Origin of the sequence: Kallipyga massiliensis ph2, assembly GCF_000311985.1 — a bacterium.
GTDB lineage: Bacteria > Bacillota > Clostridia > Tissierellales > Peptoniphilaceae > Kallipyga > Kallipyga massiliensis.
Window position 1 is genome coordinate 765653 of the sequence record NZ_HE978585.1, and the last position, 22907, is coordinate 788559.

The following is a 22907-nucleotide window of genomic DNA, read 5'->3' on the forward strand; positions in this document are numbered from 1 at the left end:
ATGGAAATGAATGTGAAAGATCCAATTATTTCGGTCAAAAACCTGGAAGTTAAATTCAAGGTTCGCGATAAAGAACTCACGGCCATCCGGAACATCTCCATGGACTTCGAAGAAGGCCAGGTGGTAGCCATTGTTGGCGAATCCGGTTCCGGAAAGTCGGTCTTTACCAAGACCTTCACCGGGATGCTGGACTCCAACGGTCGGATCTCCAATGGGGAAGTCTGGTTCGAGGGACGGGACATCTCCAAACTGACCAAGGACAGCGAATGGGAGAAGATCCGGGGCAGCAAGATCGCCATGGTCTTCCAGGACCCCATGACCTCCCTGGACCCCGTCCGGACTGTAGGCTACCAGATTTCTGAAGTCATCATCAAGCACCAGAAAAAGGACAAGAAGGAAGCCCGAAAAATTGCCGTTGACCTTATGTCCCGCGTCGGGATCGATGATGCGGACCGGCGTTATGACGAGTACCCCTTCATGTTCTCCGGTGGTATGCGTCAGCGGATTGTCATCGCCATCGCCCTGGCTTGCCAGCCCAGGGTCCTGATTTGCGATGAGCCGACGACCGCCTTGGACGTGACCATCCAGGCTCAGATTATTGAGCTGATCAAAGAACTCTCCCACGAATTCAACTTTACAACCATCTATATCACCCATGACCTGGGCGTTGTCGCCAAGGTGGCGGACCTGGTCGCCGTCATGTATGCCGGCCAGATTATCGAATACGGGACCATCGAAGATGTCTTCTATGACCCTCGCCACCCCTACACCTGGGGCCTTCTCTCCGCGCTACCTCAGCTGGGCGATAAGGAAGAGGACCTCTTTGCCATACCGGGGACCCCGCCCTCCCTTTTCAAGAAGGTGGTCGGCGATGCCTTTGCCCCCCGGAACCAGTATTCCCTGGCTATCGACTTCCAGCAGGAGCCGCCCATGTTCAAGATCTCGGATACCCACTTTGCCAAGACTTGGCTGGAGGATCCCCGGGCACCGAAAGTCGAGAAGCCGGTCATGATCCAAGACCTGCACGAGAAGATGAAAGCACTTACATCGAAGGGAGGAATCTACAGTGACAGAGACAAAGACGAATAAAAAAGAGATCTTCGAGCCTGTCGAGACTGGCGAGGTCCTCCTGGACGTGAAAGACCTTGCCGTGACCTTCTATAATGGGAAGACCCCCTTTAAGGCGGTTTCCAACGTCAACTTCCAGATCCACAAGGGGGAGACCTTCTCCCTGGTCGGCGAATCCGGCTCAGGAAAGACCACCATCGGTCGGGCCATCATCGGCCTGAACGAGACCTCCGAAGGCGATATTATTTACAAGGGGCGGAAGATCAACGAACGCCTGCCCAAGGATGTCCGCCGGGAGGTCATCCGTGAAATCCAGATGATCTTCCAGGATCCGGCGGCCTCCCTGAACGAGCGGGCCACCATCGACTACATCGTGGCCGAGGGGCTGGATAACTTCCACCTCTACAAGTCGCGGGAGGAGAGAGCGGAAAAGGTAGCCGAGGCCCTTCGCTCGGTCGGCCTATTGCCTGAACACAAGTCTCGTTATCCCCATGAGTTTTCGGGTGGCCAGCGCCAGCGTATCGGGATTGCCCGGTCCATCGTTATGGATCCGGAGTTTATCATCGCCGATGAGCCCATCTCCGCCCTGGACGTCTCCATCCGTGCCCAGGTTCTGAACCTCATGAACAAGTTCCAGAGGGAGCAGGGGATCACCTACCTCTTCATCGCCCATGACCTTTCGGTCGTTCGCTATTTCTCCGACCGGATTGCCGTTATCCACCACGGCCGGATCGTCGAGTTGGCCGAGACCAATGAGCTCTTTGCCTACCCGGTCCACCCCTACACCCGGTCCCTCCTCCAATCCGTTCCGATTCCGGATCCCCGGATTGAGAAGAAGAAGGCCCTTATCGTCTATGACGAGAGCAAGTATGAGACGGATGAAGGCCTCCACACCCTCCGTGAGGTGGCCCCGGGACACCTGGTCTACATGTCCGATGACCAGGTCAACTACTTCCAGGGCGAATACAAGCGTTTGAAACAGCAAAAAGCGGAACTCGATGGGAACCGGCAATAAGGTCCGGGACAAGCTGGACGCCTGTCTGGACCGGGTCCTTTCTCTGACCAAGGGCCAGGTTTCTGACCCCGCCCAAGTTCGGCCCCGGATGGGCCTGGTCCTGGGGTCAGGCCTGGGGGCCCTGGCTGATGCGGTGGAGGACCCCCTCATCGTCGACTATAAGGATATTGAGGGATTCCCGGTTTCAACAGCCCCGGGTCATGTCGGACGCTTCATCTTCGGCAGGCTGGAGGGCATCCCCCTGGTCCTCATGCAGGGCCGGGTCCACCTCTATGAGGGCTATGATGTCACGGACTGTGTCCTTCCCATCCGCCTCATGGGCCTTTTGGGGATTGAGACCCTGGTCCTGACCAATGCGGCAGGGGCCTGCAACCCGGACTTCCGGGTAGGAGACTTCTGCATCCTCCGGGACCACATCTCTTCCTTTGTCCCCTCTCCCTTGTTAGGCCCCAACCTTGAAGAACTGGGCCGTCGCTTCCCCGACATGACCCGGGTCTATGACGAGGGTCTCCAGGACCTGATGGAGGAGGCAGGGAAGGAAGCCGGCTGCCGTGTCCACCGAGGGGTCTACGTCCAGTTCACCGGGCCGGCCTATGAAACGCCGGCGGAAATTCGGATGGCCCGAACCCTGGGGGCTGATATGGTGGGAATGTCCACCGTTATCGAAGCGACAGCGGCCAACCACATGGGCCTAAAGACCTGTGGCGTCTCCTTTGCCTCCAATATGGCGGCCGGCCTGTCCGGGTCTCCATTAACCGAGGAAGAAGTGATTGAAGAGGGAAGACGGCAAGCCCTGGCCTTCCAGGCCATGATCCGTTTCTTTATTCGCAAGCTTCCATCCCAAAAGTAAGACTTGAAGCAAGCACTCACTCCGGCCCAAAAGGGTCGAATGAGGGCTTGCTTTTTTTCTCCCGGACTGGGTATAAGAAAACTGTTCTTGATGATTATGTGGGGATAGAAGGGAGGAGGGACCATGGCCCTAAAGGACCGGAAGCTGAATGAGGAGAAGAAGGAAGAGGACCGAGGCCCCATTGAATATCACTCGCCCTTCCGAGAACTTCTCGGTATCCAAGTCGAAAAGCGGGAGGAAGATTTCGCCATCCTCTCCTGCATCGTGAAAGAAGAATTTTTAAACGGGGGAGGGATTGCCCATGGGGGCCTGGTCATGGCCCTGGCGGATACGGCCATGGGGACCTGCTTCAGCAACCGGGAGGATAACCGGTCCTATGTGACCACGGACATCAACTACCGGTTTTTGGGCAAGGCCAAGGCGGGAGACAAGCTGGTGGCCACCGCCCATGCTCTCCGGGAGGGGGGACGGATCCTGACCTCTACTTGCCGGCTGACCGTGGAAGGACGCCTGGTGGGCTATGCCAGCGGGTCCTTCTACCTCCTATCCGACTAAGGAATCCGCTGGAATAATATCCACAAGAGCTTTATAATGGCTATAGATGCGGCTAATGCGAACTATGCCTATCGATCAGTCCGGGCCCGGGCGGCCCGGTTCACTTTAAAGGAGGAGGGAAAACCTTCTCTATCCATTTCCTATTCAGAAAGGGGACCCTTGCATGAGTAACTTTCAATCCATTTACCAAGACAAGCTGACGACGCCTGAGGAGGCGGTAAAGATCGTCCAATCCGGGAATTGGCTGGATTATGGTCACGCCCTCTCCATTCCGAAGAAGCTGGACCGGGCCCTGGCCGACCGGGCAGAGGAACTGGAGAATGTCAACGTTCGCGGCTACCTCCTCTACCACCCCCTGGCCATCCTGGACGCCAACGACCGGGTGGGCCGGGACGTCTTCACCTGGAATTCCTGGTACTATTCCGGAACGGACCGGAAGAATGCCAAGCGGGGGAGTGTCTACTTTGCCCCCATGCGGTTCGCCCAGCTCCCCCTCTACTTCCGCAAGGGAGATATTGAAAGCGTAGATGTCCTCTTCCTCCAGGTGGGGTCCATGGACAAGCACGGCTACTTCAACCTGGGGCCCTGCATCGCTTCCACTTGGGAGACCATCAAGCGGGCCAAGAAAATTGTCGTGGAAGTGAATGAGAACATGCCCCAGGTTCCCGGGGCCTTCGGGGATGTCCTCCATGTTTCCCAGGTCGACGCCATCGTTGAATCCTCTGAACCCATGGACACCATTCCCGACGCCCAGCCCTCCGAGCTGGATAAAAAAATTGCGGAAAATGTCCTTCCCTATGTCGTTGACGGGGCCACCCTCCAGCTGGGAATCGGGGGCATGCCCAACGCCGTTGGCGCCATGATCGCTGAATCCGATATTAAGGACCTGTCCATCCACACGGAGATGTATGTGGACTCCATGATGAAGATGGCCAAGGCCGGCAAGCTCACCGGTCGCTACAATGAGCTCCACCCGGGCAAGCAGATGTTTGCCTTTACCATGGGGACGGCCGAACTCTACGACTACCTGGACAACAACCGGTCCGTTATCGCCGCCCCGGTGGACTATGTCAATGACCCCTATGTCTGCGGACAGATGGACAACTTCATCTCCATCAACAACTGCATCAACGTTGACCTCTTTGGCCAGATCAACGGAGAATCCGTGGGCAACCGCCAGATCTCCGGAACCGGTGGACAGCTGGACTTTGTCCTGGGCGCCTACCTCTCCGAGGGCGGGAAGTCCATCATCGCCCTGGCCTCCACCTTTGAGAATGCCAAGGGAGAGAAGGTCTCAAATATTCTCCCCACCATGAAAGAGGGAACCGCCATCACGGACCCCCGCCACACCGCCCACTACATTGCGACCGAGTACGGGTCCGTCAACCTCATGGGCAAGTCCCTCTGGCAGAGGGCGGAAGGGCTGATTTCCATCGCCCATCCGGAGATGCGGGATGGCTTGATTGCCCAGGCCCAGGAAATGGGCATTTGGAGAAAGTCCAATAAGCGCTAGTGGATTCGGCCCTTGTATTCCAGGAGAGAATAGCCTTCCGGAATGCAGGGGCTTTTTTTCTATTCGCCCGGGATTTGCTAGCCAATGAGGAACTTCTTTGATAGAATTTAACAGTCTTGTTGGACCGCAAACCGGCACGGCTGAAAGGAATAACCGGCCCAAATATTTAGCGGTCAACATCATTCATACCGATTTTTGACCGATAATCATGAGGATAAAATTTTCAGGGGGAGGACTATGGGAGAAAGAGAAATCAGTTTGAAGGAGATCTTCTTCGGCGTAAAAAAAGACCTTGTAAAAATAGGCATATTTACCCTACTTTGTGCTTTTGCTGCGTTTGGTTATTTTTCAATTGGAGAAAATGAACATTTTAAGTCTACGGGGAGTTTGATGGTCATCCGTCCCAGGATCAACATCCAGGGGGCTGACCTCAATGTAACAGACCCCCTGATCAACCAGCGGCTGGCTTCAACTTATGAGCAGGTCCTCATGTCTCGTTCGGTTTGCAACCGGGTGGAAAAGGACCTGGGTATCGAGCTTCCCTATGATCAATTCCAAAAGGATGTTAAAGTCTATTCCCTGAAAAACAGTGAGATTATTGGGGTGGACGTGGTCACCAACCGGGCGGAAGAGTCGCAGAAAATAGCCGAGCTTATTTTCAAACTTGCTCCGGAAGAACTGACCAAGATTTTGGATGTCGAAGAAGTGAGAGTGGTTGACCAACCTAACCTCCCCGAAATTGCCGTAGGAGGATCCAAGCCGGTGAAGGCCATCAAGGTGGCCCTCGTTGCCTTTGTCCTTGGTATCTTTATCAGCTTCCTCAGGGTTATTTTTCGGTCGGATATTAAAAAGGGAAACAAAGAGCGCTAAAGGAGAGTGGAAATGATTAATGTGATTGGACAAGGTTATATCGGCTTACCAACAGCCCTCATGTTTGCTCAATCCGGCCAGGAGGTCGTAGGCACGGACCTGGATAAGAAGAAGATTGAAAAGCTCCAGGGGGGTCATACTACTTTTTCGGAAAAAGGCATGGATGACCTCTTCGACGAAGCCGTTCAGAAGGGAATCCGTTTTTCGACCGACTACCAGGAGGCGGATTGCTATATCATTTCTGTCCCCACCCCCTATGATGAAAAGAATAAGCGGGTGGACCCCACCTATGTGATCGAAGCCACCAAGGCCTGCCTGGATATTTGCAAAAAAGGGGCCATTATTATTATCGAATCGACGGTTTCTCCGGGCACCCTCCACAAGTATATCCGGCCCATCTTTGAGGAGAAGGGCTTCCAGCTTGGCCAGGATGTCCACCTGGTTCATGCGCCGGAAAGAATCCTTCCCGGCAACATGATCCATGAGCTGAGACATAATTCACGGACCATCGGGGCGGAATCCCCGGAAATCGGTGACCAGGTGAAAAAACTCTACCAGAGCTTCTGCCAGGGGGAGATTGTCGTTACGGACATTAAGACGGCAGAAATGTCCAAGGTGGTGGAGAACACCTTCCGGGACATCAATATTGCTTTTGCCAACGAGCTGGCAAAAATCTGCCGGGAAGACGGGATGGATGTCTATGAAATCATTCGGATTGCCAACATGCACCCCCGGGTCAACATCCTTCAACCGGGTCCGGGCGTGGGTGGCCACTGCATCTCGGTGGACCCCTGGTTCCTGGTGGGGGATTATCCCGACCTGACCCAGCTGGTGGGGACTGCCCGCCAGGTCAATGATTCGATGCCCATCTATGTCCTCCACCGGATCCATGAAATCATGGCCGAAAATGGCCTGGATGACCTGTCTCAGGTGGGCATTTATGGCTTATCCTATAAGGAAAATGTGGATGACACCCGGAACAGCCCAACCCTTCAGCTCTTAAACTACCTGGTGGGGGCCCGGGTCTATGACCCTTATATTGAAAAGGACCTGGTGGCTAACCAGGACCATTCTTTTGAGGCGTTTTTGGATAAGGTCAAGTTGGTTGTTGTCATGCTCAGCCACGACCACTTGAAGGAAAGGATGGAGGACCTGGAGGGTAAACTCATCCTGGATACCAAAAATATTTTTCCACAAGGAGAGGGAATCTATAAACTTTAAAGGGGGAATGCTTTGAAAAAAATCATGCTTGTTTTTGGCACCAGACCGGAAGCCATCAAAATGTGTCCCCTAATCAAAGAAATCCAGTCCAGGAAGGACCTGGAGGCGGTGGTTACCTTAACGGGCCAGCATGCCGAAATGCTGGACCAGGTCATGTCGGCCTTCCACATCCAAGCGGACTACAATATGAAGATTATGAAGAAGGACCAAACCCTCTTTGATATTACCAACAATATCCTGGCGGGGATCCGGGACCTTCTCCTGGAGGTCAAGCCCGACATTGTCCTTGTCCATGGCGACACCTCCACCACCTTTGCCACGGCCCTGGCCTGTTTCTTCCTCCAGATCCCCGTGGGCCATGTGGAAGCCGGACTCCGGACCTATGATAAGTATTCCCCCTATCCTGAGGAATTTAACCGCCAGGCGGTGGGGATTATCGCCGACTACAATTTCGCCCCCACTGAGCGGGCTAAGAATAACCTTCTTAAAGAAGGGAAAGACCCGGCATTCATTTACCTGACGGGAAATACCGTCATCGATGCCTTGAAAACCACGGTCAAGCCCGACTACCACCATGACCTTCTTGACTGGGTGGGCCAGGACAAGTTGATCTTAATCACGGCCCATCGTCGGGAAAACCTGGGAGAGCCCATGCGGCATATGTTCCGGGCCATCAAGCGGGTCTTTGATGAGCACGACGATATCAAGGCCATCTACCCCATCCACAAGAACCCCAAGGTTCGCCAGGTGGCGGAAGAGGTTTTGGGGGATAGCGACCGGATCCGGATCATCGAACCCTTGGAAGTTTTGGACTTCCATAACTTCCAGGCCCACTCCTATCTCATTTTAACGGATAGTGGGGGAATTCAAGAAGAAGCTCCCAGCCTAGGGGTCCCCGTCCTGGTTATGCGGGATACGACCGAAAGGCCGGAGGGGATCGAAGCCGGCACCCTTCGCCTGGTAGGGAGCGATGAGGAGACCATCTATAAAAATTTCTCCCTCCTCATTGAGAACAAGGAAGAATACGACAAGATGAGCAAGGCAGCCAATCCCTACGGAGACGGCCTGGCCAGTAAACGGATTGCGGATATCTTAGAAAAGCTGTAAACCCTGACCGATCTACAGGTGGGGGAGGGCGGTTTAGAGGAGTCGATTGCATGAGGATAACGGATACCCGGTACGAAAAGCTAATTTATTATTTTCTCCTCGCCATTCCCTTTGTTGACATGGTCACGGGTTTTGCCCTTAACCGGGGGTCTTCCGGGCTCTTGACCTATATCACCCAGGCCCACCGCCTCCTTTTGTTTTTCTTCCTGGTCTTTCAAGTCCTTTTAAGAGAGAGGATTTCTCCCGTCCTCCTGCTCGTCGGCGGCTACTTCCTCCTCCTTCCTCTTCTTCAGGCCCTCTGGCATGGCTCTCCAAAGGGAGTCCCGAACGAGTATATCAACCTAATCAAGCTCTTTATCCCCATCCTCATGATCGAATTCTACCGGACCGGGGATGAATGGGAAGGGCCGGTCTTTCGGGCCACGACCCGTGCCATGGATGCCTTTACCTGGATTTACCCCCTTTCCCTCCTTCTTCCCCGTCTTTTGAAATTGGGCTTCACCCAGTATTACGGGAGCGGGTATACGGGATTCTATTTTGCCGGGAATGATTTAAGTGTCATTTTCAGTTTTTTATACATCCTAATTTATGTGGACTTGGTTGAGCATAAGCATTACACTTGGCAGAACGGGTTAAGGCTCATCATGCTCATCATGAGCCATATCCTATTAGGGGGGAAAACCGGTTTTATGGTCATCCTCCTCATGCCCTTGTTCAGTCTGATGCGACTCAGAACCATCAATGCCCGACGGTTCAAGTGGGTGATTTTCCTGGCTATTTTTTCCGTCCTGGCTTTTTATGTTTTAAGTGAACAGCTGATGGCGGTCTTTGTCCGTATCCTGGACAACTTGCAAAAACGCATGGCCAGCCAGAATGGCTTTCTGGCCTTCCTCCTCTCAGGAAGAAATCTGAGGATTGGGCCGTCCATCTCCTATTGGTACGAAGACTTGAAAGACTTTATCTTCTATTTCCTCTTTGGTATCGGCCAATATTGGAAAATACCGGTGGGATCAATTGACACCAACCCCTTCTCCCTGATCGAAATGGACCTTTTTGACAGCCTCTTTTGGTATGGGATCCTGGCAACCGGCTTTCTCGTCCTCTACTATCTTTCCATCTACAAGCAGGGAAAACTCAGGGGGCCCAGAAAGTTGGACTATAAAGTATCCTTCATCTTCATGGCTTTTTATAGCATCTTCCTGGGCCATGTCCTCTATTCCAGCACGGTATCCGTGTTTTTCGGTCTCCTCGTGATCCTCTACTTAGGAAGGCAGGAGACCCTTTCCAGCGAAGGAAGTATTCATGAAAATTGCCATCTTTCAAACTGACTTAAAGACGGGAGGGATCCAAAAGTCCCTGGTCCATTTTTTAGACCACCTGTCTCGGATGGATAGGGTGGATGTTGACCTCTTTCTCTTTTCCCGGCAAAGGCATTTCGATACGCCGGAGGGAATCCACGTCCACTACCTATCCGCCAGTCGCCTATTCAACGACATCCCCTTTTCTTGGACCATGGCCAGCCCCTCCTTCCGCAGGGCCATCCGGCCAGCTTTAGACGCCACCTATGACTTGGCCATCGATTATTCCGGATTTAATACTTCAGCATCGGCCGCCTGTCTCCTCTGCCGGGCGAACAGGAAGGTCATCTATATCCATAGCGACATAAAGATGAGGCTGAAGTTCAACAAGAAATTTGCCTTCCTTTTCTCCATGACCAAGAAAAAATACTCTCTTTTTGACGAAGTAGTTTTTGTCACGGAAAAGGTGGGGGAGAGTTATGAAGAGATTTTGGGGACCAAGCAAAAATCTCATCTTATCGGAAACCTCCTGCCCATTCAGGAGATCCGGGAAAAGGCCCAGGAGCCCACAGATTTCTCCCCGGATCCTCAGCGGATCAACCTCATCACCGTTTCCCGCCTCTCTTTTGAGAAAAATGTCCTCTCCACCGTCAAGATCATGGCTGAGGCCTACCGGGAAAATCCCGGGTTAAGATTTTACATCCTGGGGGACGGACCGGAGGAGGAATCCATCCGGGCCTATGTCAAGGAAAATCAATTGGAGGACCTGGTTAGCCTGGAAGGGAGGAAGTCCAATCCCTATCCCTATATGAAAGAAATGGACTATTATATCAGCGAGTCCCTGTATGAAGGCCAGGGCCTCTCTGTCCTGGAGGCCCAAACCCTCGGACTGGACATTATTGTCCCACCCCACCTGTCGGGTTATATGTACCGGGTGGAGGGGGTTGATCATATACCCGGTCTCCTTTCCCGTTTGAAGAAGAAGCCGAAGAAGGACTGGCAGATGGAAAATTATGTCAAGTCATGTGAGGAGGGGATAGACCAGCTCCTCTTTGGAGAAGAAAAGCATGAAGATTGAAAAAGTTCTTGGATATGATGTCGTGGCCTCTGACAAGGAGGCCTTTCTCCACCAGGTCCTCGAGGACCTCAGGGCGGGCAACCAGAAAACGGTCTTTGCCATCAACCCGGAAAAGATTGTTACTGCAGAGGAAAATCTTTTGGTCAAGGAAATGCTTCATGAGGCGGACTACCTCATCCCGGACGGAAACGGCATTGTTTATGCGTCGAAGAAGCTGGGCGGGGGGATCAGACAAACCATCACGGGGGTGGACCTGGCCCAGGACCTCTGTCGACTAGCCGGTGAAAACCACTATTCCGTTTTCTTGTACGGGGCAAAGGAAGAGGTAGTTAAGGGGGCGGAAGAGAAGCTGAAGGAAAAGTATGGACCGGTCATTGCCGGCCGGATGAATGGCTATGAAAAGGATAATGAGAAGATCATCCGGGCCATCAACCAAAGTGGGGCCCAAATCCTCCTTGTCGCCTTGGGTTCGCCCAAGCAGGAGGTTTGGATGAGCCGGTACAGGGGCCGCCTGGAAGGGGTGAAGATCCTCCAGGGGGTAGGGGGAAGCTTTGATGTCTTTGCCGGTGCTGTCGCTCGTGCTCCCAAGATCTTCCGAAAGCTCCGACTGGAGTGGCTCTACCGGATGATCCGCCAGCCCTCGCGAATAAAAAGGAATGTCAAACTTTTGGACTTTATGGCCATGGTTCGCCAGGCGGCAAGAAAAAATAAAAAGGCTTGAAAAATTTTAGGGAAGGGGAGTCGTCGAGGACTTGCCCTTCTTTTTATTGAGCTTCTTCTTTAGAGAATCGACCAGGTAGGCGACTTCAGGAATCCCGGAAACCAGGACAAGGCCGGTATAGGTCAGGGCTCCGATGATGACGGAAACCAGGAGCTTGAGGTTGCCGGAGAAGGGGAGGACCCCGTAGGCCCAGTGGGCAATGAAGCCCATAACCAGGGAAATACCCATGATCTTCAAGAAAGAAATGGCATTGGCCCGGAAATCAAGGGAACCGATCTTGCCCCGGAGGCTCTTATAGAGAAGAAGGACCCCAATATAATTACCGACGGTGGTGGCGATGGCCAGACCCATCAGGCCCAGGAAGCGGGAAAGGATGAAGTTCAAGATGACAGCAACCCCCACCTGGACTCCGGCGATTTTGACCGGAGACTTGGTGTCGGAAAGGGCATAAAAGAGCCGGTTAAAGATGGAAGTGAAGACCAAGGCAATTAGTCCGGGTGCATAGCAGAAGAGGATTTGAGCGGTCAACCGGGCCGATTCGGCATCAAAGGCCTTTCTCTCAAAGAAGAGAGAAATCACCGGCCGGGCGAAGAACATGAGGCCAATCGCAGCAGGGATGACAAGAATGAGTCCGATATTGATGGAGCGAAGGGTAAGCTTTTTCAGCTTATCCATCTTTCCTTCCTGGGCCAGGCTGGACATTCGAGGATAGGTGGCGGTCATAATGGAAACAATGACCACCCCATAGATGATTTGGTTGACCATGTTGGCATAGTTGATCGTGGAAACGCCACCGACCGGCATGAGGTAGGAGGCCATGGACTGGTCAATGATGACGGAAATATCGTTGACCAAAATGGAGATCATGACAGGGATGGCCATGGTCACGGCTTCCTTGACATAGGGATCCTTAAAGTCCACAAAGAAACGATGCTTGTAGCCGGCCTTACGAAGGGCCCTGGGGAAGAAAATAAATTTCAGTCCTTCGCTGGCCACCCCGCCTAAAGCCAAGACCAGCAAGGAGTTAAAGCGGGCGGAGAGAAAAAGGGCCAGGATCAGGATCACATTCATGAGGATGCCGATGGAAGCCGGAACCCGGAAGTTGCCGTAGATATTTAAATAGGGGACCATGAAACCGAAGCTGGCCCAAAAATAGAGTTCAAAGATGACGATTCGTGAAAATTTTACCGCCTCCTCGAATTGTTGGCCCTGGAAACCCGCAGCCACCAAGCTGACAATAGGCTTCATCAGGAGGAAGCAAAAGAGGATAATGCCGGTGACGAGGAGAATGATCACATTGGTGATATTTGCGGTAAGAAGGTCGGCCTGTTCACGCCCCTTTTCTTTTCGCACTTTATTGTAAATGGGAATGAAGCAGGACTCCAGGGAGACAAAAAGAAAGCCGAAGGCCATGGAGGCAATGGTTGTTGAGGTGACAAAGATATCCTTAACCGGCCCCGCCCCGTAAAGGGCGGCGAATATACTTTCCCTTAAAAATCCGCTCAATTTGGAGAGGATGGTAATGAACATCAATTGGACGGTAATGGACCCCATAGGACCTCCCTTTTCTTGCCGGATGGAAAGTTGGATTGGGGGACATCAAAGGGGATGGCACCCCTTAGACCTCTTCCAATCCCAATATTAACCATTATATATGATGGGCTTCGATTTTGTAGAAAAGTTTTTAAGGGGTTTGCCCTGGAATAGCCTTTGTGCTATAATTAGTAGGCTATTCAGTTTAGGATCATCTTGAGTTATGGAAGGTCACGGCGAGAAAGGCCGTTGAAAATCCAAGGCCATCGAGTCGAGACAAATTGGATAAAGATTCTATAGGGAGAAGAGGTGAGTGCAGTGCAGAAGGAAATCCAACCTGAATTCTATGAAGACGCCAAGGTCACTTGTGCTTGCGGCAATACCTTCACAACAGGTTCCACTAAGAAGGAAGTTTCCGTCGAAGTTTGTTCCGAATGCCATCCTTTCTATACAGGAAAGCAGAAGACTGCGGAGCGTGGCGGACGGATCGAACGCTTCAAGAAGAAGTACAATTTAGACTAGCAAGCAGAAAAGGTCAGCGTTTGCTGACCTTTTTTTATTTTTTCATTTTCGCAGTTATTCAAGTATCCCTTAATTTAAGGAAAGCGGAGGAGGCCCCATGAAGATTGACCAAGCCAAGGCCCTCTTTCCCCAAGGGGAGGGGGAGATTGCCCTCTCCTATCTCCTGGACCGGCCCCTGTCCTGGGTTCGGACCTCCGGAGGCTTTGAACTGCCGGAAGGCCAAGAGGAGGAGGTCCGGCGGAAGGCCCGGGAGAGGGAGTCCGGCCGTCCTCTCCAATATGTCCTGGGGCGGTGGGATTTCTATGGAAGGACCTTCCGGGTGGATGACCGGGCCCTGATCCCCCGGCCGGAGACGGAGCTCCTGGTGGAGGCGGTCCTGGAAAAAATCAAAGCAGGCGACCGGATCCTGGACCTGGGAACCGGGACAGGGGTTATCCCTCTGACCCTGGCTTTGGAAGCCCGGGACAAGGGGATCCCATGGGGGAAGATTATGGGAACGGACCTTTCCCGGGAGGCTCTGGAACTGGCCCGGGAAAACCGGGCCCTCCTCTCTCTTTCTCCGGAGGATGTGGACTTGGCCCATGGGGATCTTTTCGAGGCCATCGATGAAAGGGAGGACCCCTTTGATTGGATCATTTCCAACCCGCCCTATGTGGATCCTGCCCTCAAGGGGAGGCTCCAGGGGGAGCTGGACTATGAGCCGGACCTGGCCCTTTATGCCCCTGACCATGGCCGGGCTGTTTATGAGAGGATCCTGGCCCAGGCACCCGCCTATCTCAAGGAGGGGGGATGGCTGGCTTTGGAAATTGGGGATGACCAGGGGGATTGGATTCGGGACCGTCTCGCTCAGAGGGGCTTTGATGAGATTGAAATATGGAAAGATTACAGCCACCGGGACCGGATGGCTTTTGGACGATGGAGACCAGGGAGGGAAGCATGTTTGAAAATTTAAAAGACGTTAATGAAAGGCTGAGGGCCATGGAAGTCAAATTGGCTGACCCGGACCTCCTGGCCGATATGGACCGTTGGCGGGTAGTGAACAGGGACTATGTCGCCCTCAAACCCATCGCGGAAACCTATAATAAATATGAGGAAGCCCTGGCCAAGGTCCGGGAAGACGAGGAAATGTTGGAGGTCGCGGAGGACCCGGAAATGGTGGATATGCTCCAGATGGACAAGGAGGAGAACCAGGCCCTGTCCGAGAAGCTGGAGGAGGAGCTGAAAATCCTCCTCATCCCCAAGGACCCCAATGACTACAAAAACGTCATTGTGGAAATCCGCGCCGGGGCAGGTGGGGATGAGGCCGGCCTCTTTGCCGGCGATCTCTACCGGATGTACCACATGTATGCCGATAAGCAGGGCTATGCCACCGAAGAAATTGATGCCCAAAGCCAGGGCATTGGCGGGATCCGCGAGGCTACCTTCATGATGAAGGGGGAGGGGGCCTACTCCAACATGAAGTATGAATCGGGGGTCCACCGGGTTCAGCGGGTTCCGGAAACGGAGTCCCAGGGCCGGATCCAGACCTCTACGGCCACGGTGGCCGTCCTTCCGGAGGCGGAAGAGGTGGATGTGGAGATTGACCCTAACGACATCCGGGTCGATGTTTACCGGTCCACGGGCCATGGGGGACAGTGCGTCAATACGACGGACTCTGCGGTTCGCCTGACCCACGAGCCTACGGGGATTGTGGTGACCTGCCAGGATGAAAAATCCCAAATTAAAAACAAGGCCAAGGCCATGCAGGTCCTCCGGGCCCGCCTTTATGAGATGAAGCTGGAAGAGCAACAAAAGGAATTATCCGAGGACCGGAAGAGCCAGGTAGGGACGGGAGACCGGTCCGAGCGGATCCGAACCTACAATTTCCAACAAGGCCGGGTGACCGACCACCGGATCAACCGAACCATCTACCAGCTCCAGGACTTCCTGGATGGGGACATTGAAGAGATGATTCATGCTCTCCAGATGGAAGACCAGATCAAGAAATTGGACGTTATGACCAAGCAAAATGCCAGTCAAGACTAATCGAAGCAGATGGAGGAGATATGGATAAAGATGCATTTATGAAAGAACTCGAGGCCCACCTGCAAGCCAAGTTTTCAACGGATGTTGAACACGCCAGCAATTATGAGAAGTACGGGGCCCTATCCGCCTTGGTCATGACCAAGGTTCAGGAAGAGTGGGTGGCTAGCCGGAACAAGGACCGGAAGATTCGGAATGAATATTATTTTTCAGCGGAGTTTTTGGTCGGCCGGTCCCTGGGCAATAACTTGCTCAACCTGGGGATTTTGGATGAGGTCAAAGAAGTCCTCCTTTCTATGGGTGTGGACTTCGAGGACCTGGAAGACCAGGAAGAGGATGCCGCCCTGGGGAATGGGGGTCTGGGCCGTCTAGCCGCTTGTTTCATCGACTCGGCCGCCTCTATGGGCCTGCCGGTTCAGGGCTATGGGGTCCGCTATTCTCAGGGGATCTTCAAGCAGAAGTTTGTGGACGGCTTCCAGCGGGAGCTGGGCGACGATTGGCTTCGGCGGGGGGACTTCTGGTCCATCCGGAAGGATAAGTACGCCCGCCCGGTCCGCTTCCGGGACGAAGTCGTTATGGCCGTCCCCTATGATATGCCCATCGTCGGCTTCCGAAACGGGGTGGTCAACACTCTCCGCCTCTGGCAGGCCGAACCCATCGATTCGGGCTTCAACTTCGACCTCTTTAATAACTTCCAATATTCGGATGCTATCGCCGGCATGAACCGGGCCCGCGATATCACCCGGGTCCTTTACCCCAACGATATCCAGCGGGCCGGCAAGGTCCTCCGTCTCAAGCAGCAGTATTTCTTCACCTCGGCTTCTATCCAGGACCTGGTCATCCGCTATAAGAAAAATTTCCCGGAGGATCCCAAGTTTGACCACTTCTCCGACATGACCGCCATCCAGCTCAACGACACCCACCCCGTCATCGCTATCCCTGAACTCATGCGGATCCTGATCGATGAGGAGGGCCTGTCCTGGGATAGGGCTTATGAGATTGCCGGCCAGACTTTTGCCTTTACCAACCACACCGTCCTCCAGGAAGCCCTGGAAAAGTGGCCCCTGGATATTGTGGATGAGGTCTCTCCCCGCTGCCTGACCTTGATGAAAGAGATCAATGCCAAGATGGTTTCCGAGCTTGAGGTCCACTATGGGATTGGCGAGGGGGACTTGGGCCCCTACCGGATCATCCATGACGGGATCGTGGAGATGGCCTATCTGGCTGTTTGGATGTCCACTTCCGTCAACGGGGTAGCCCGGATCCACACCTCTATCCTCAAGGCCGAGACCCTGGCCCAGTGGTTCAAGCTTTTCCCCAAGAAGTTCAACAATAAGACCAACGGAGTAACCCCCCGTCGCTGGCTCATGTATGCTAACCCTGACCTGGCTGAATTCATTAGCCGAAAGTTGGGGTCGGATGATTGGCACCATGACCTCACCCTCCTCAAGGGGTTAGAAAGGTATATGGATGACGAGGAGACCCTCGAGGAACTCAACGCCATCAAATACCGGAGAAAAAAGGACCTGGCCGACTATATCCTCCGGACCGAGGGGATTGAGGTGGATCCGGACTCCATCTTTGACATCCAGATCAAGCGTCTCCATGAGTACAAGCGCCAGCTCCTCAACGCCCTCCACATCCTCTACCTCTACAACCAGCTCAAGAAAAACCCGGGCATGGATATGGTCCCCCGGACCTTCATCTTCGGGGCCAAGGCGGCACCGGGCTACTTCCGGGCCAAGGCCATCATCAAGTTCATTAACGAGATTGCCCATACGGTCAATGCCGATCCTGACACCAGGGACAAGCTCCGGGTGGTCTTTCTTCAGAACTACCGAGTTTCCTCGGCCGAGAAACTCTTCCCGGCTGCGGACGTGTCGGAGCAGATTTCCACGGCCGGCAAGGAGGCCTCAGGTACGGGCTGCATGAAGTTCATGATGAATGCCACCCCCACCCTGGGAACTTATGATGGGGCCAACATTGAAATCTTCCGGGAGGCCGGGGAGGAAAATAACTACCGCTTCGGGGCCACCGTGGAGGAGCTCAATTCCATCGCTGATTCCTACAACCCCAAGGAATACTACTTTAAGGACCGGGAGATCAAGCAGGTAGTGGATGCCCTCCTGGATGACCGGAACTTCCACGACAACGGAACCTTCATGTTCCTGGATATTTATAACTCCCTGGTCAAGCCTCAGCATGGGGAAAGGGGGGACCAATACTATGTCCTCTATGACTTCCGGAAGTACCTGGAGGCCCAGGAGAGGATCGACCGAGACTACCGGGACCGCCTGGGTTGGGCGAGGAAGTGTCTGGCCAACTTGGCCAACTCCGGCTACTTCTCCTCTGACCGGACCATCCGGGAGTATGCACATGAGATCTGGAAAATTGACCCCATGGAAGGGTAATTTCTCGGAGAAAATTCAATAAAAAGAAGAAAAATAGTGGTCTCGGTCTTCCCGAGACCATTTTTTTTGATAGAATAGGAAGAGTATGATAAGGCAGATGAGCCGGGGGAAAACAAGCCGGTTTATGCCCCAAAGACATCCTTTCACACAATTTTTTCTTATTGTTTTAATAAGATACCTGAGATGGTTTATCTCTCTCGCCAGTCCCATTCAAAAGATTAACAGGAGTCCCTATGAAAAAATTTATATCCGGCTTTCTCGGCGTCCTTTTCCTGGTCGCTATGATTGTCTTTGCTGCCATTCTTCAGTATTTCAACCTGCTGGTTTTCTGGCAAAGGATCGTCCTACTCCTTCTCTTCCTGATCCTCGGCATCCTCGCCTACCACGGGATTAAACACCGGAACCACCTGACCTCGGTCGTCTCTATACTGATTTTAGTCATGGTCATTTCCTTTTCCTCCGTCTCTTCCTATTCCATCGTTTCCCTTTACTCCACCTTGGGTCGGATGTCGACCGCCGGGCAAGGGGAAAAAGAAGTGTCCGTTGACCAGAAAGAGGTGGAGGGGCACATCATGGAAGGCTTCAACGTCTATATTTCCGGCATCGATACCTATGGCCCCCTAGAAACCGAGTCTCGGTCTGATGTCAATATGATTGTTTCGGTCAACCCCAAGACCGGTCAAGGCTTCATCACGACCATTCCCCGCGACGCCTATGTCCGGATCGCCGATGGAGGCCACGACCAATACGATAAGTTGACCCATGCGGGGAATTACGGGGTCTATTCCTCCATCCACACCTTAGAGAATCTTTTCGATATCAAGATCCCCTATTATGCCCGGGTCAACTTCGACTCCCTGATTCGGATTGTCGATGCCTTGGGTGGGATCCAGATCTACAATCCCAATGCTTTTTCTGTAAAGGATGTCCATTTTGATGAAGGGATGATTACCCTGGACGGAGAGTCGGCCCTGGTCTATGCCCGGGACCGAAAGCACCAGGCAGGCGGGGAATTGGAACGTGGACGGAACCATGTTGTCCTCCTGAAAGCCATTATTGACAAATGCCTATCGCCGGCCATCTTGGCCAATGCCCAGGAGCTCTTGAACATCATGGCGGAGGATGTCCAAACAAATATGCCGGCCGCCCTCCTGACCCAGCTGATCAATAACCAACTGTCCTCCGGGACCCATTGGAACTTCGGATCTGCCCAGGTGGAGGGGGAAGGGAGGATGGACCTGCCCTCCTATGCCATGCCCCACAACCAACTCTTTATGTACCAGCTGGATCCGGACAGCGTGGAATCCATTGGTAATCAAATCAGAAGGTTGTCCCCGTCCAATGAGGCCGGAGAGTCCGGCTTGTCTAGGGAAGAAAGTCCACAATAAGGATATTCGCTTGATTCAAAAAGTCAGAGAGAAGGAAAAACGTCACTGCCGGAACTTGGGAGGGAAGAATGAAGGATTACCATTCCTTGAAGCTTTTGGAACTTCGGGAAATCGCCAAAGAAAAGGGAATCAAGAGTCCCTATAAATACCGAAAGAAAGACCTGATCCAGGTCCTGGAGGACCTGGGTGAAGAAGAGGCTTGTGACGACCGGACTCCTTCTTCCGCAGAAGAAGGGGAGAAGGAAAAAGAAAAAGAAAGAGAAAAAGACAAGGAAAAAGATAAGGATAAAGTTCGTAAGGACCTTCCATCAACGACCGGACACCTGGAAGTCATGCCGGATGGATATGGCTTCCTTCGAACCGAGGGGGACCAGGGCGAGAAGCAGGACTATTATATGCCGGCCGCCCATATCAAGCGCTTTTCCTTGAAGTCGGGCGACATCGTCTCCGGCGTGGTCGGGGACATCCGGGAACGGGACAAGTATGCACCCATTATTTATATCAACACGGTCAATGGAACCTCCCCGATTGAGTACTCCAACCGGTCCGATTTCGATGACCTGACGCCCATCTATGCCGATGAGCGCTTTCGCCTGGAGCAGGGACAGGGGGACCTTGCCAACCGGATCATGGACCTGGTTGCCCCCATCGGCAAGGGCCAACGGGGGCTCATTGTCTCCCCGCCCAAGGCGGGAAAGACCACCCTCCTGAAGTCCATTGCCCATGCCATTGAAAACAAGTACCCGGAGGTTTTTCTCTTCATCCTCCTCATCGACGAGCGTCCGGAAGAGGTGACCGATTTCGAACGTTCGGTCAACATCAACCGGAGCCCGGACGACCCTGTCCGGACCGAGGTCATCGCTTCCACCTTCGATAAAATGGCTCAGAACCACATCGAAACGGCGGAAAAGCTCCTGGACCGGACCAAGCGTTTGGTGGAATCCGGCCAAGATGTATTTATCCTCCTGGATTCCCTGACCCGGCTTTCCCGAGCCTACAATATTACAACTACCCCTTCCGGCCGTACCCTCTCCGGAGGTCTGGATCCGGTGGCTCTCTATCCACCCAAGGCCTTTTTTGGGGCCGCCCGAAACATTGACGGTGCCGGGTCCATGACCATCCTGGCCACTTGTTTAACGGATACCGGGTCCCGGATGGATGACATGATTTATGAGGAGTTCAAGGGGACGGGAAACATGGAAGTTCACTTGAGCCGGGAGCTGGCTGAGCTCCGGATTTTCCCCGCCATCGACATCTTCGCCTCGGGAACCCGGCGGGATGACCTCCTCATGGAAGATTGGGAGGAAAAGGCCATCTTCCGGATCCGCCGCCAGGGTCGCCAAGGAGATCCGATCGAGATGATCGACCAGCTGATCCGCCTGATCCGGAACACCCCATCCAATCGGGAGTTCTGCGACCTGATCCAGCAGAAATATACCAACTAAAGGAGGAAGAAATGACAAAGAAATCAGCCTCATGGATGGCCCTGTTTTTTGCCCTCATCCTTTTGACCTCCTGTGGTTTTGGCGGGCCAAAGCCCCAGTCGGGTACCTATGTGGGCGAGGGGAGGGGCTATAGTAAGGAAGCCCCCATCCGGATTTCCGTGACGATTGATGAGAGTGGGGCCATCTACGACCTCAAGATTCTCAGCCATAAGGAAACGGAAAAAATTGGCGGAAAGGCCCTGGACGACCTAGTCCAGGCGGCCAAGGAAAAGAATTCAGCTGACCTCGACACCGTCTCGGGCGCCACACGGACCTCGGAGGGCTTCCGCCAGGCCCTGGAAGCCGCCCTCCAAGAGGCCAAAGAGGGGAAGGGTGATTCGGAAGAGAAAAAATAGGCAGAATAAGGGGAAGTCGCCGCGAATGTTTGATATTAGCGGTAATTTCCGCTATAATTAGACGATATGAGAACTTTTTAAGGAGGAGCTATGGCAAAATATAGTTTGAATGTACAAAGCCGCGATGCCATCGGGTCGAACCGTGTGAATAAGCTGCGGAACCAGGGCATCATCCCGGCTGTTGTCTACCATAGAGGAGAAGAAACCGAAAGCGTTCAGGTCAACGAGCGTGAATTCAACAAGGTCTTCAGCAAGGCCGGTACTTCTACCCTGGTAGACCTGAACACCGAAGAGGGACCGATGACCGTCCTGATCAAAGAGGTCCAGAACCACCCGGTTCGCGGCAACATCATCCACATCGACTTCCAGGCCGTTAACATGAACGAGGCCATCAACGTCACCGTTCCTGTTATCCTGCGCGGACGTGATGAGATCCGTGTTCAGCCTTCCGTCTTGCTCCAGTTTATCGATGAGATTTCGGTAACCTGCTTGCCGGGCGACATCCCCCAGACAGCGGAAGCGGACGTCGAGAACATGCAGATTGGCGACACCCTGACGGTTGCTGACCTGGATATTGCCGGCAATGACAAGCTGACCCTGGAGTTTGAGCTCGATGAGCCCCTCTGCTCCCTCAACCAGCCTGAGGAAGAGGTTCTTCCTGAAGAAGGCGAAGAAGAAGCGGAAGTCAGCGCAGCAGATGTTCCTGAAATTGGTGATGAAGACAAGGAAGAGGGCGAGGAAGAATAACTTCTCGGACCTTCCTGTTCAAGCTCTTATGGAGGCGGCCGAGTCCGCCTCCTTTTTCCATTCCGACAGGAAATAGGCTCATGGAAGAAGGTCACAGCCTTTGAAAGGACGTATTAGATGAAGATTATAATCTGCGAATCGTATGAGGAGCTCTCCCGGAAAGCGGCCGACCTGGTCATCGACCGGATGACCAAGAAGCCGGACCTGGTCCTGGGCCTGGCGACAGGATCCTCCCCCGAGGGCCTCTATAATCACTTAGTGGAAGCCTACCGGGAGGGCAGGATCGACTTCGGTCAGGCCAGGTCCTACAACCTGGACGAGTATGTGGGCATTGCCCATGACCACCCCCAGTCCTACCATCGCTTCATGGAGGACCACCTCTTCTCCCGGGTCAACCTCTCTCGGGAAAGGATCCACTTCCCCGACGAAGAGGCGGACTTCGGCCACTATGACCGAGCCATTGAAGAAGCCGGTGGCATCGACTTCCAAATCCTGGGTATCGGCCCCAACGGCCATATTGCTTTTAATGAGCCCCAAGACCGCCTCTACCTGGACACCCATATGGCCCAGCTGACCCCCTCCACTATTCAAGCCAATTCCCGTTTCTTTGACTCCGAGGACCAGGTTCCCCGGACCGCCGTCACTATGGGCATGGGGTCCATCATGAAGGCAAAGGAGATCCTCATCCTGGCCAATGGCCCCAAGAAAGTGGAAGCGGTGGCCCCCCTCCTACGTGGAGACCGAGTCTACACCGGATCCCCGGTATCTCTCTGCCTCCTCCACCCCAACTGCACCCTTATCGTAGACCGGGCAGCCGCAGGTGACTTGGCTCGCTAGAAAAGGGTCAAGAGCTATATATGAGGCCCCATGGGGTGGATGTACCCTGGCTCATGGAAAAATCGGAGCTCAGCCAGGGCAGTTTTTCCTTGGGAAGTCTTATGATCCGCCCACCAAGGGCTACCTTTCTCTGAGAACCTCATGAACCCACGCTCTCCTAGCCCCGGCAGAGCCAAAAAACCTGACAATCCGCCATTTTACAAGATAATCAGGGTCCGAAGCCCTGACAATTTGTAGAATCACAACAAAATTAGGGGTGAAAATGGCCCTGACAAATAACCAGATCCTAAGAATGTCAGGGGGTAAAACCC

The 22907-nt window shown here is 53.5% G+C and carries 22 protein-coding genes; 20 read left to right on the plus strand and 2 right to left on the minus strand.

Going from position 1 to position 22907, the window contains the following annotated elements; translation table 11 throughout:
• Positions 1-6 precede the first annotated feature (6 nt).
• From HGKM_RS03400 to HGKM_RS03450, 11 genes are all read left to right on the plus strand, one after another.
• Positions 7-1089: an ABC transporter ATP-binding protein gene (locus tag HGKM_RS03400; protein WP_425357650.1), complete on the plus strand. Its 1083-nt coding sequence runs from the start codon at positions 7-9 to the stop codon at positions 1087-1089.
• Complete coding sequence (locus HGKM_RS03405; RefSeq protein ID WP_019133944.1) at positions 1067-2083, plus strand: ATP-binding cassette domain-containing protein; 1017 nt, start codon at positions 1067-1069, stop codon at positions 2081-2083. The genes HGKM_RS03400 and HGKM_RS03405 overlap by 23 nt, the downstream gene beginning before the upstream one ends.
• Positions 2067-2933 (plus strand): purine-nucleoside phosphorylase, encoded by an 867-nt coding sequence (locus HGKM_RS03410; protein WP_019133945.1) that lies wholly within the window; start codon positions 2067-2069, stop codon positions 2931-2933. Before HGKM_RS03405 ends, HGKM_RS03410 begins: the two co-directional genes overlap by 17 nt.
• A 123-nt stretch (positions 2934-3056) precedes the next feature.
• Entirely contained in the window at positions 3057-3488 is a 432-nt protein-coding gene (locus tag HGKM_RS03415) for a PaaI family thioesterase (protein WP_019133946.1), read from the plus strand.
• A 163-nt stretch (positions 3489-3651) separates the two neighbouring features.
• Positions 3652-5001, plus strand: coding sequence for an acetyl-CoA hydrolase/transferase family protein (locus tag HGKM_RS03420; RefSeq protein WP_019133948.1), 1350 nt, complete (start codon positions 3652-3654; stop codon positions 4999-5001).
• Between the two features lie 237 nt (positions 5002-5238).
• Positions 5239-5871 (plus strand): YveK family protein, encoded by a 633-nt coding sequence (locus tag HGKM_RS03425; RefSeq protein ID WP_081585109.1) that lies wholly within the window; start codon positions 5239-5241, stop codon positions 5869-5871.
• Between the two features lie 12 nt (positions 5872-5883).
• The gene (locus tag HGKM_RS03430; protein WP_019133950.1) at positions 5884-7092 is read left to right on the plus strand and encodes a nucleotide sugar dehydrogenase; all 1209 of its coding nucleotides are present in this window, start codon (positions 5884-5886) and stop codon (positions 7090-7092) included.
• Positions 7093-7104: 12 nt separating this feature from the next.
• Entirely contained in the window at positions 7105-8199 is a 1095-nt protein-coding gene (wecB, locus tag HGKM_RS03435) for a non-hydrolyzing UDP-N-acetylglucosamine 2-epimerase (protein ID WP_019133951.1), read from the plus strand.
• Between the two features lie 50 nt (positions 8200-8249).
• Positions 8250-9527: an O-antigen ligase family protein gene (locus tag HGKM_RS03440; RefSeq protein ID WP_019133952.1), complete on the plus strand. Its 1278-nt coding sequence runs from the start codon at positions 8250-8252 to the stop codon at positions 9525-9527.
• Positions 9502-10575: a glycosyltransferase gene (locus HGKM_RS03445; protein ID WP_019133953.1), complete on the plus strand. Its 1074-nt coding sequence runs from the start codon at positions 9502-9504 to the stop codon at positions 10573-10575. Before HGKM_RS03440 ends, HGKM_RS03445 begins: the two co-directional genes overlap by 26 nt.
• The gene (locus tag HGKM_RS03450; RefSeq protein WP_019133954.1) at positions 10565-11296 is read left to right on the plus strand and encodes a WecB/TagA/CpsF family glycosyltransferase; all 732 of its coding nucleotides are present in this window, start codon (positions 10565-10567) and stop codon (positions 11294-11296) included. The genes HGKM_RS03445 and HGKM_RS03450 overlap by 11 nt, the downstream gene beginning before the upstream one ends.
• Before the next feature lie 6 nt (positions 11297-11302).
• Here the strand turns inward: HGKM_RS03450 and murJ are convergent, their stop codons facing one another.
• Entirely contained in the window at positions 11303-12850 is a 1548-nt protein-coding gene (gene murJ / locus HGKM_RS03455) for a murein biosynthesis integral membrane protein MurJ (protein ID WP_019133955.1), read from the minus strand.
• 297 nt (positions 12851-13147) lie between these two features.
• Between murJ and rpmE the strand changes: the two genes are divergently transcribed.
• From rpmE to nagB, 9 genes are all read left to right on the plus strand, one after another.
• Positions 13148-13351, plus strand: a complete 204-nt coding sequence (gene rpmE, locus HGKM_RS03460) for a 50S ribosomal protein L31 (protein ID WP_019133956.1) — start codon at positions 13148-13150, stop codon at positions 13349-13351.
• A 97-nt stretch (positions 13352-13448) separates the two neighbouring features.
• Positions 13449-14303 carry a peptide chain release factor N(5)-glutamine methyltransferase gene (gene prmC / locus HGKM_RS08515; RefSeq protein WP_019133957.1) on the plus strand — a complete coding sequence of 285 codons (855 nt, stop codon included), beginning with the start codon at positions 13449-13451 and terminating at the stop codon, positions 14301-14303.
• Positions 14288-15376, plus strand: coding sequence for a peptide chain release factor 1 (gene prfA, locus HGKM_RS03470; RefSeq protein WP_034578934.1), 1089 nt, complete (start codon positions 14288-14290; stop codon positions 15374-15376). The genes prmC and prfA overlap by 16 nt, the downstream gene beginning before the upstream one ends.
• A gap of 20 nt (positions 15377-15396) precedes the next feature.
• Positions 15397-17784 carry a glycogen/starch/alpha-glucan phosphorylase gene (locus tag HGKM_RS03475; protein WP_019133959.1) on the plus strand — a complete coding sequence of 796 codons (2388 nt, stop codon included), beginning with the start codon at positions 15397-15399 and terminating at the stop codon, positions 17782-17784.
• A 233-nt stretch (positions 17785-18017) separates the two neighbouring features.
• Positions 18018-19172 carry an LCP family protein gene (locus HGKM_RS03480; protein WP_019133960.1) on the plus strand — a complete coding sequence of 385 codons (1155 nt, stop codon included), beginning with the start codon at positions 18018-18020 and terminating at the stop codon, positions 19170-19172.
• A gap of 68 nt (positions 19173-19240) precedes the next feature.
• Complete coding sequence (rho, locus tag HGKM_RS03485; RefSeq protein ID WP_019133961.1) at positions 19241-20617, plus strand: transcription termination factor Rho; 1377 nt, start codon at positions 19241-19243, stop codon at positions 20615-20617.
• Between the two features lie 11 nt (positions 20618-20628).
• Positions 20629-21012, plus strand: coding sequence for an FMN-binding protein (locus HGKM_RS03490; RefSeq protein ID WP_019133962.1), 384 nt, complete (start codon positions 20629-20631; stop codon positions 21010-21012).
• Between the two features lie 90 nt (positions 21013-21102).
• On the plus strand, positions 21103-21759 hold the full coding sequence (locus tag HGKM_RS03495) for a 50S ribosomal protein L25 (RefSeq protein ID WP_019133963.1): 657 nt from the start codon (positions 21103-21105) through the stop codon (positions 21757-21759).
• A gap of 117 nt (positions 21760-21876) precedes the next feature.
• Positions 21877-22596, plus strand: a complete 720-nt coding sequence (gene nagB, locus HGKM_RS03500) for a glucosamine-6-phosphate deaminase (protein ID WP_019133964.1) — start codon at positions 21877-21879, stop codon at positions 22594-22596.
• 120 nt (positions 22597-22716) lie between these two features.
• On the opposite strand, the gene HGKM_RS08920 is transcribed toward nagB, so the two are convergent.
• Positions 22717-22907, minus strand: a 191-nt coding sequence (locus tag HGKM_RS08920; RefSeq protein ID WP_218916875.1) for a hypothetical protein, incomplete at its 5' end; no start/stop codon positions are given.

Excerpts from the sequence above, each read along its gene's own strand:
- HGKM_RS03475 (WP_019133959.1), top strand. The coding sequence starts at position 15,397 with ATGGATAAAGATGCATTTATGAAAGAACTCGAGGCCCACCTGCAAGCC.
- HGKM_RS03415 (WP_019133946.1), top strand. The coding sequence starts at position 3,057 with ATGGCCCTAAAGGACCGGAAGCTGAATGAGGAGAAGAAGGAAGAGGAC.
- HGKM_RS03445 (WP_019133953.1), top strand. The coding sequence starts at position 9,502 with ATGAAAATTGCCATCTTTCAAACTGACTTAAAGACGGGAGGGATCCAA.
- HGKM_RS03420 (WP_019133948.1), top strand. The coding sequence starts at position 3,652 with ATGAGTAACTTTCAATCCATTTACCAAGACAAGCTGACGACGCCTGAG.
- HGKM_RS03450 (WP_019133954.1), top strand. The coding sequence starts at position 10,565 with ATGAAGATTGAAAAAGTTCTTGGATATGATGTCGTGGCCTCTGACAAG.
- HGKM_RS03490 (WP_019133962.1), top strand. The coding sequence starts at position 20,629 with ATGACAAAGAAATCAGCCTCATGGATGGCCCTGTTTTTTGCCCTCATC.
- HGKM_RS03430 (WP_019133950.1), top strand. The coding sequence starts at position 5,884 with ATGATTAATGTGATTGGACAAGGTTATATCGGCTTACCAACAGCCCTC.
- HGKM_RS03400 (WP_425357650.1), top strand. The coding sequence starts at position 7 with ATGAATGTGAAAGATCCAATTATTTCGGTCAAAAACCTGGAAGTTAAA.
- nagB (WP_019133964.1), top strand. The coding sequence starts at position 21,877 with ATGAAGATTATAATCTGCGAATCGTATGAGGAGCTCTCCCGGAAAGCG.
- HGKM_RS03495 (WP_019133963.1), top strand. The coding sequence starts at position 21,103 with ATGGCAAAATATAGTTTGAATGTACAAAGCCGCGATGCCATCGGGTCG.
- prfA (WP_034578934.1), top strand. The coding sequence starts at position 14,288 with ATGTTTGAAAATTTAAAAGACGTTAATGAAAGGCTGAGGGCCATGGAA.
- rho (WP_019133961.1), top strand. The coding sequence starts at position 19,241 with ATGAAGGATTACCATTCCTTGAAGCTTTTGGAACTTCGGGAAATCGCC.
- HGKM_RS03480 (WP_019133960.1), top strand. The coding sequence starts at position 18,018 with ATGAAAAAATTTATATCCGGCTTTCTCGGCGTCCTTTTCCTGGTCGCT.
- HGKM_RS03425 (WP_081585109.1), top strand. The coding sequence starts at position 5,239 with ATGGGAGAAAGAGAAATCAGTTTGAAGGAGATCTTCTTCGGCGTAAAA.
- HGKM_RS03410 (WP_019133945.1), top strand. The coding sequence starts at position 2,067 with ATGGGAACCGGCAATAAGGTCCGGGACAAGCTGGACGCCTGTCTGGAC.
- HGKM_RS03440 (WP_019133952.1), top strand. The coding sequence starts at position 8,250 with ATGAGGATAACGGATACCCGGTACGAAAAGCTAATTTATTATTTTCTC.
- murJ (WP_019133955.1), bottom strand. The coding sequence starts at position 12,850 with ATGGGGTCCATTACCGTCCAATTGATGTTCATTACCATCCTCTCCAAA.
- prmC (WP_019133957.1), top strand. The coding sequence starts at position 13,449 with ATGAAGATTGACCAAGCCAAGGCCCTCTTTCCCCAAGGGGAGGGGGAG.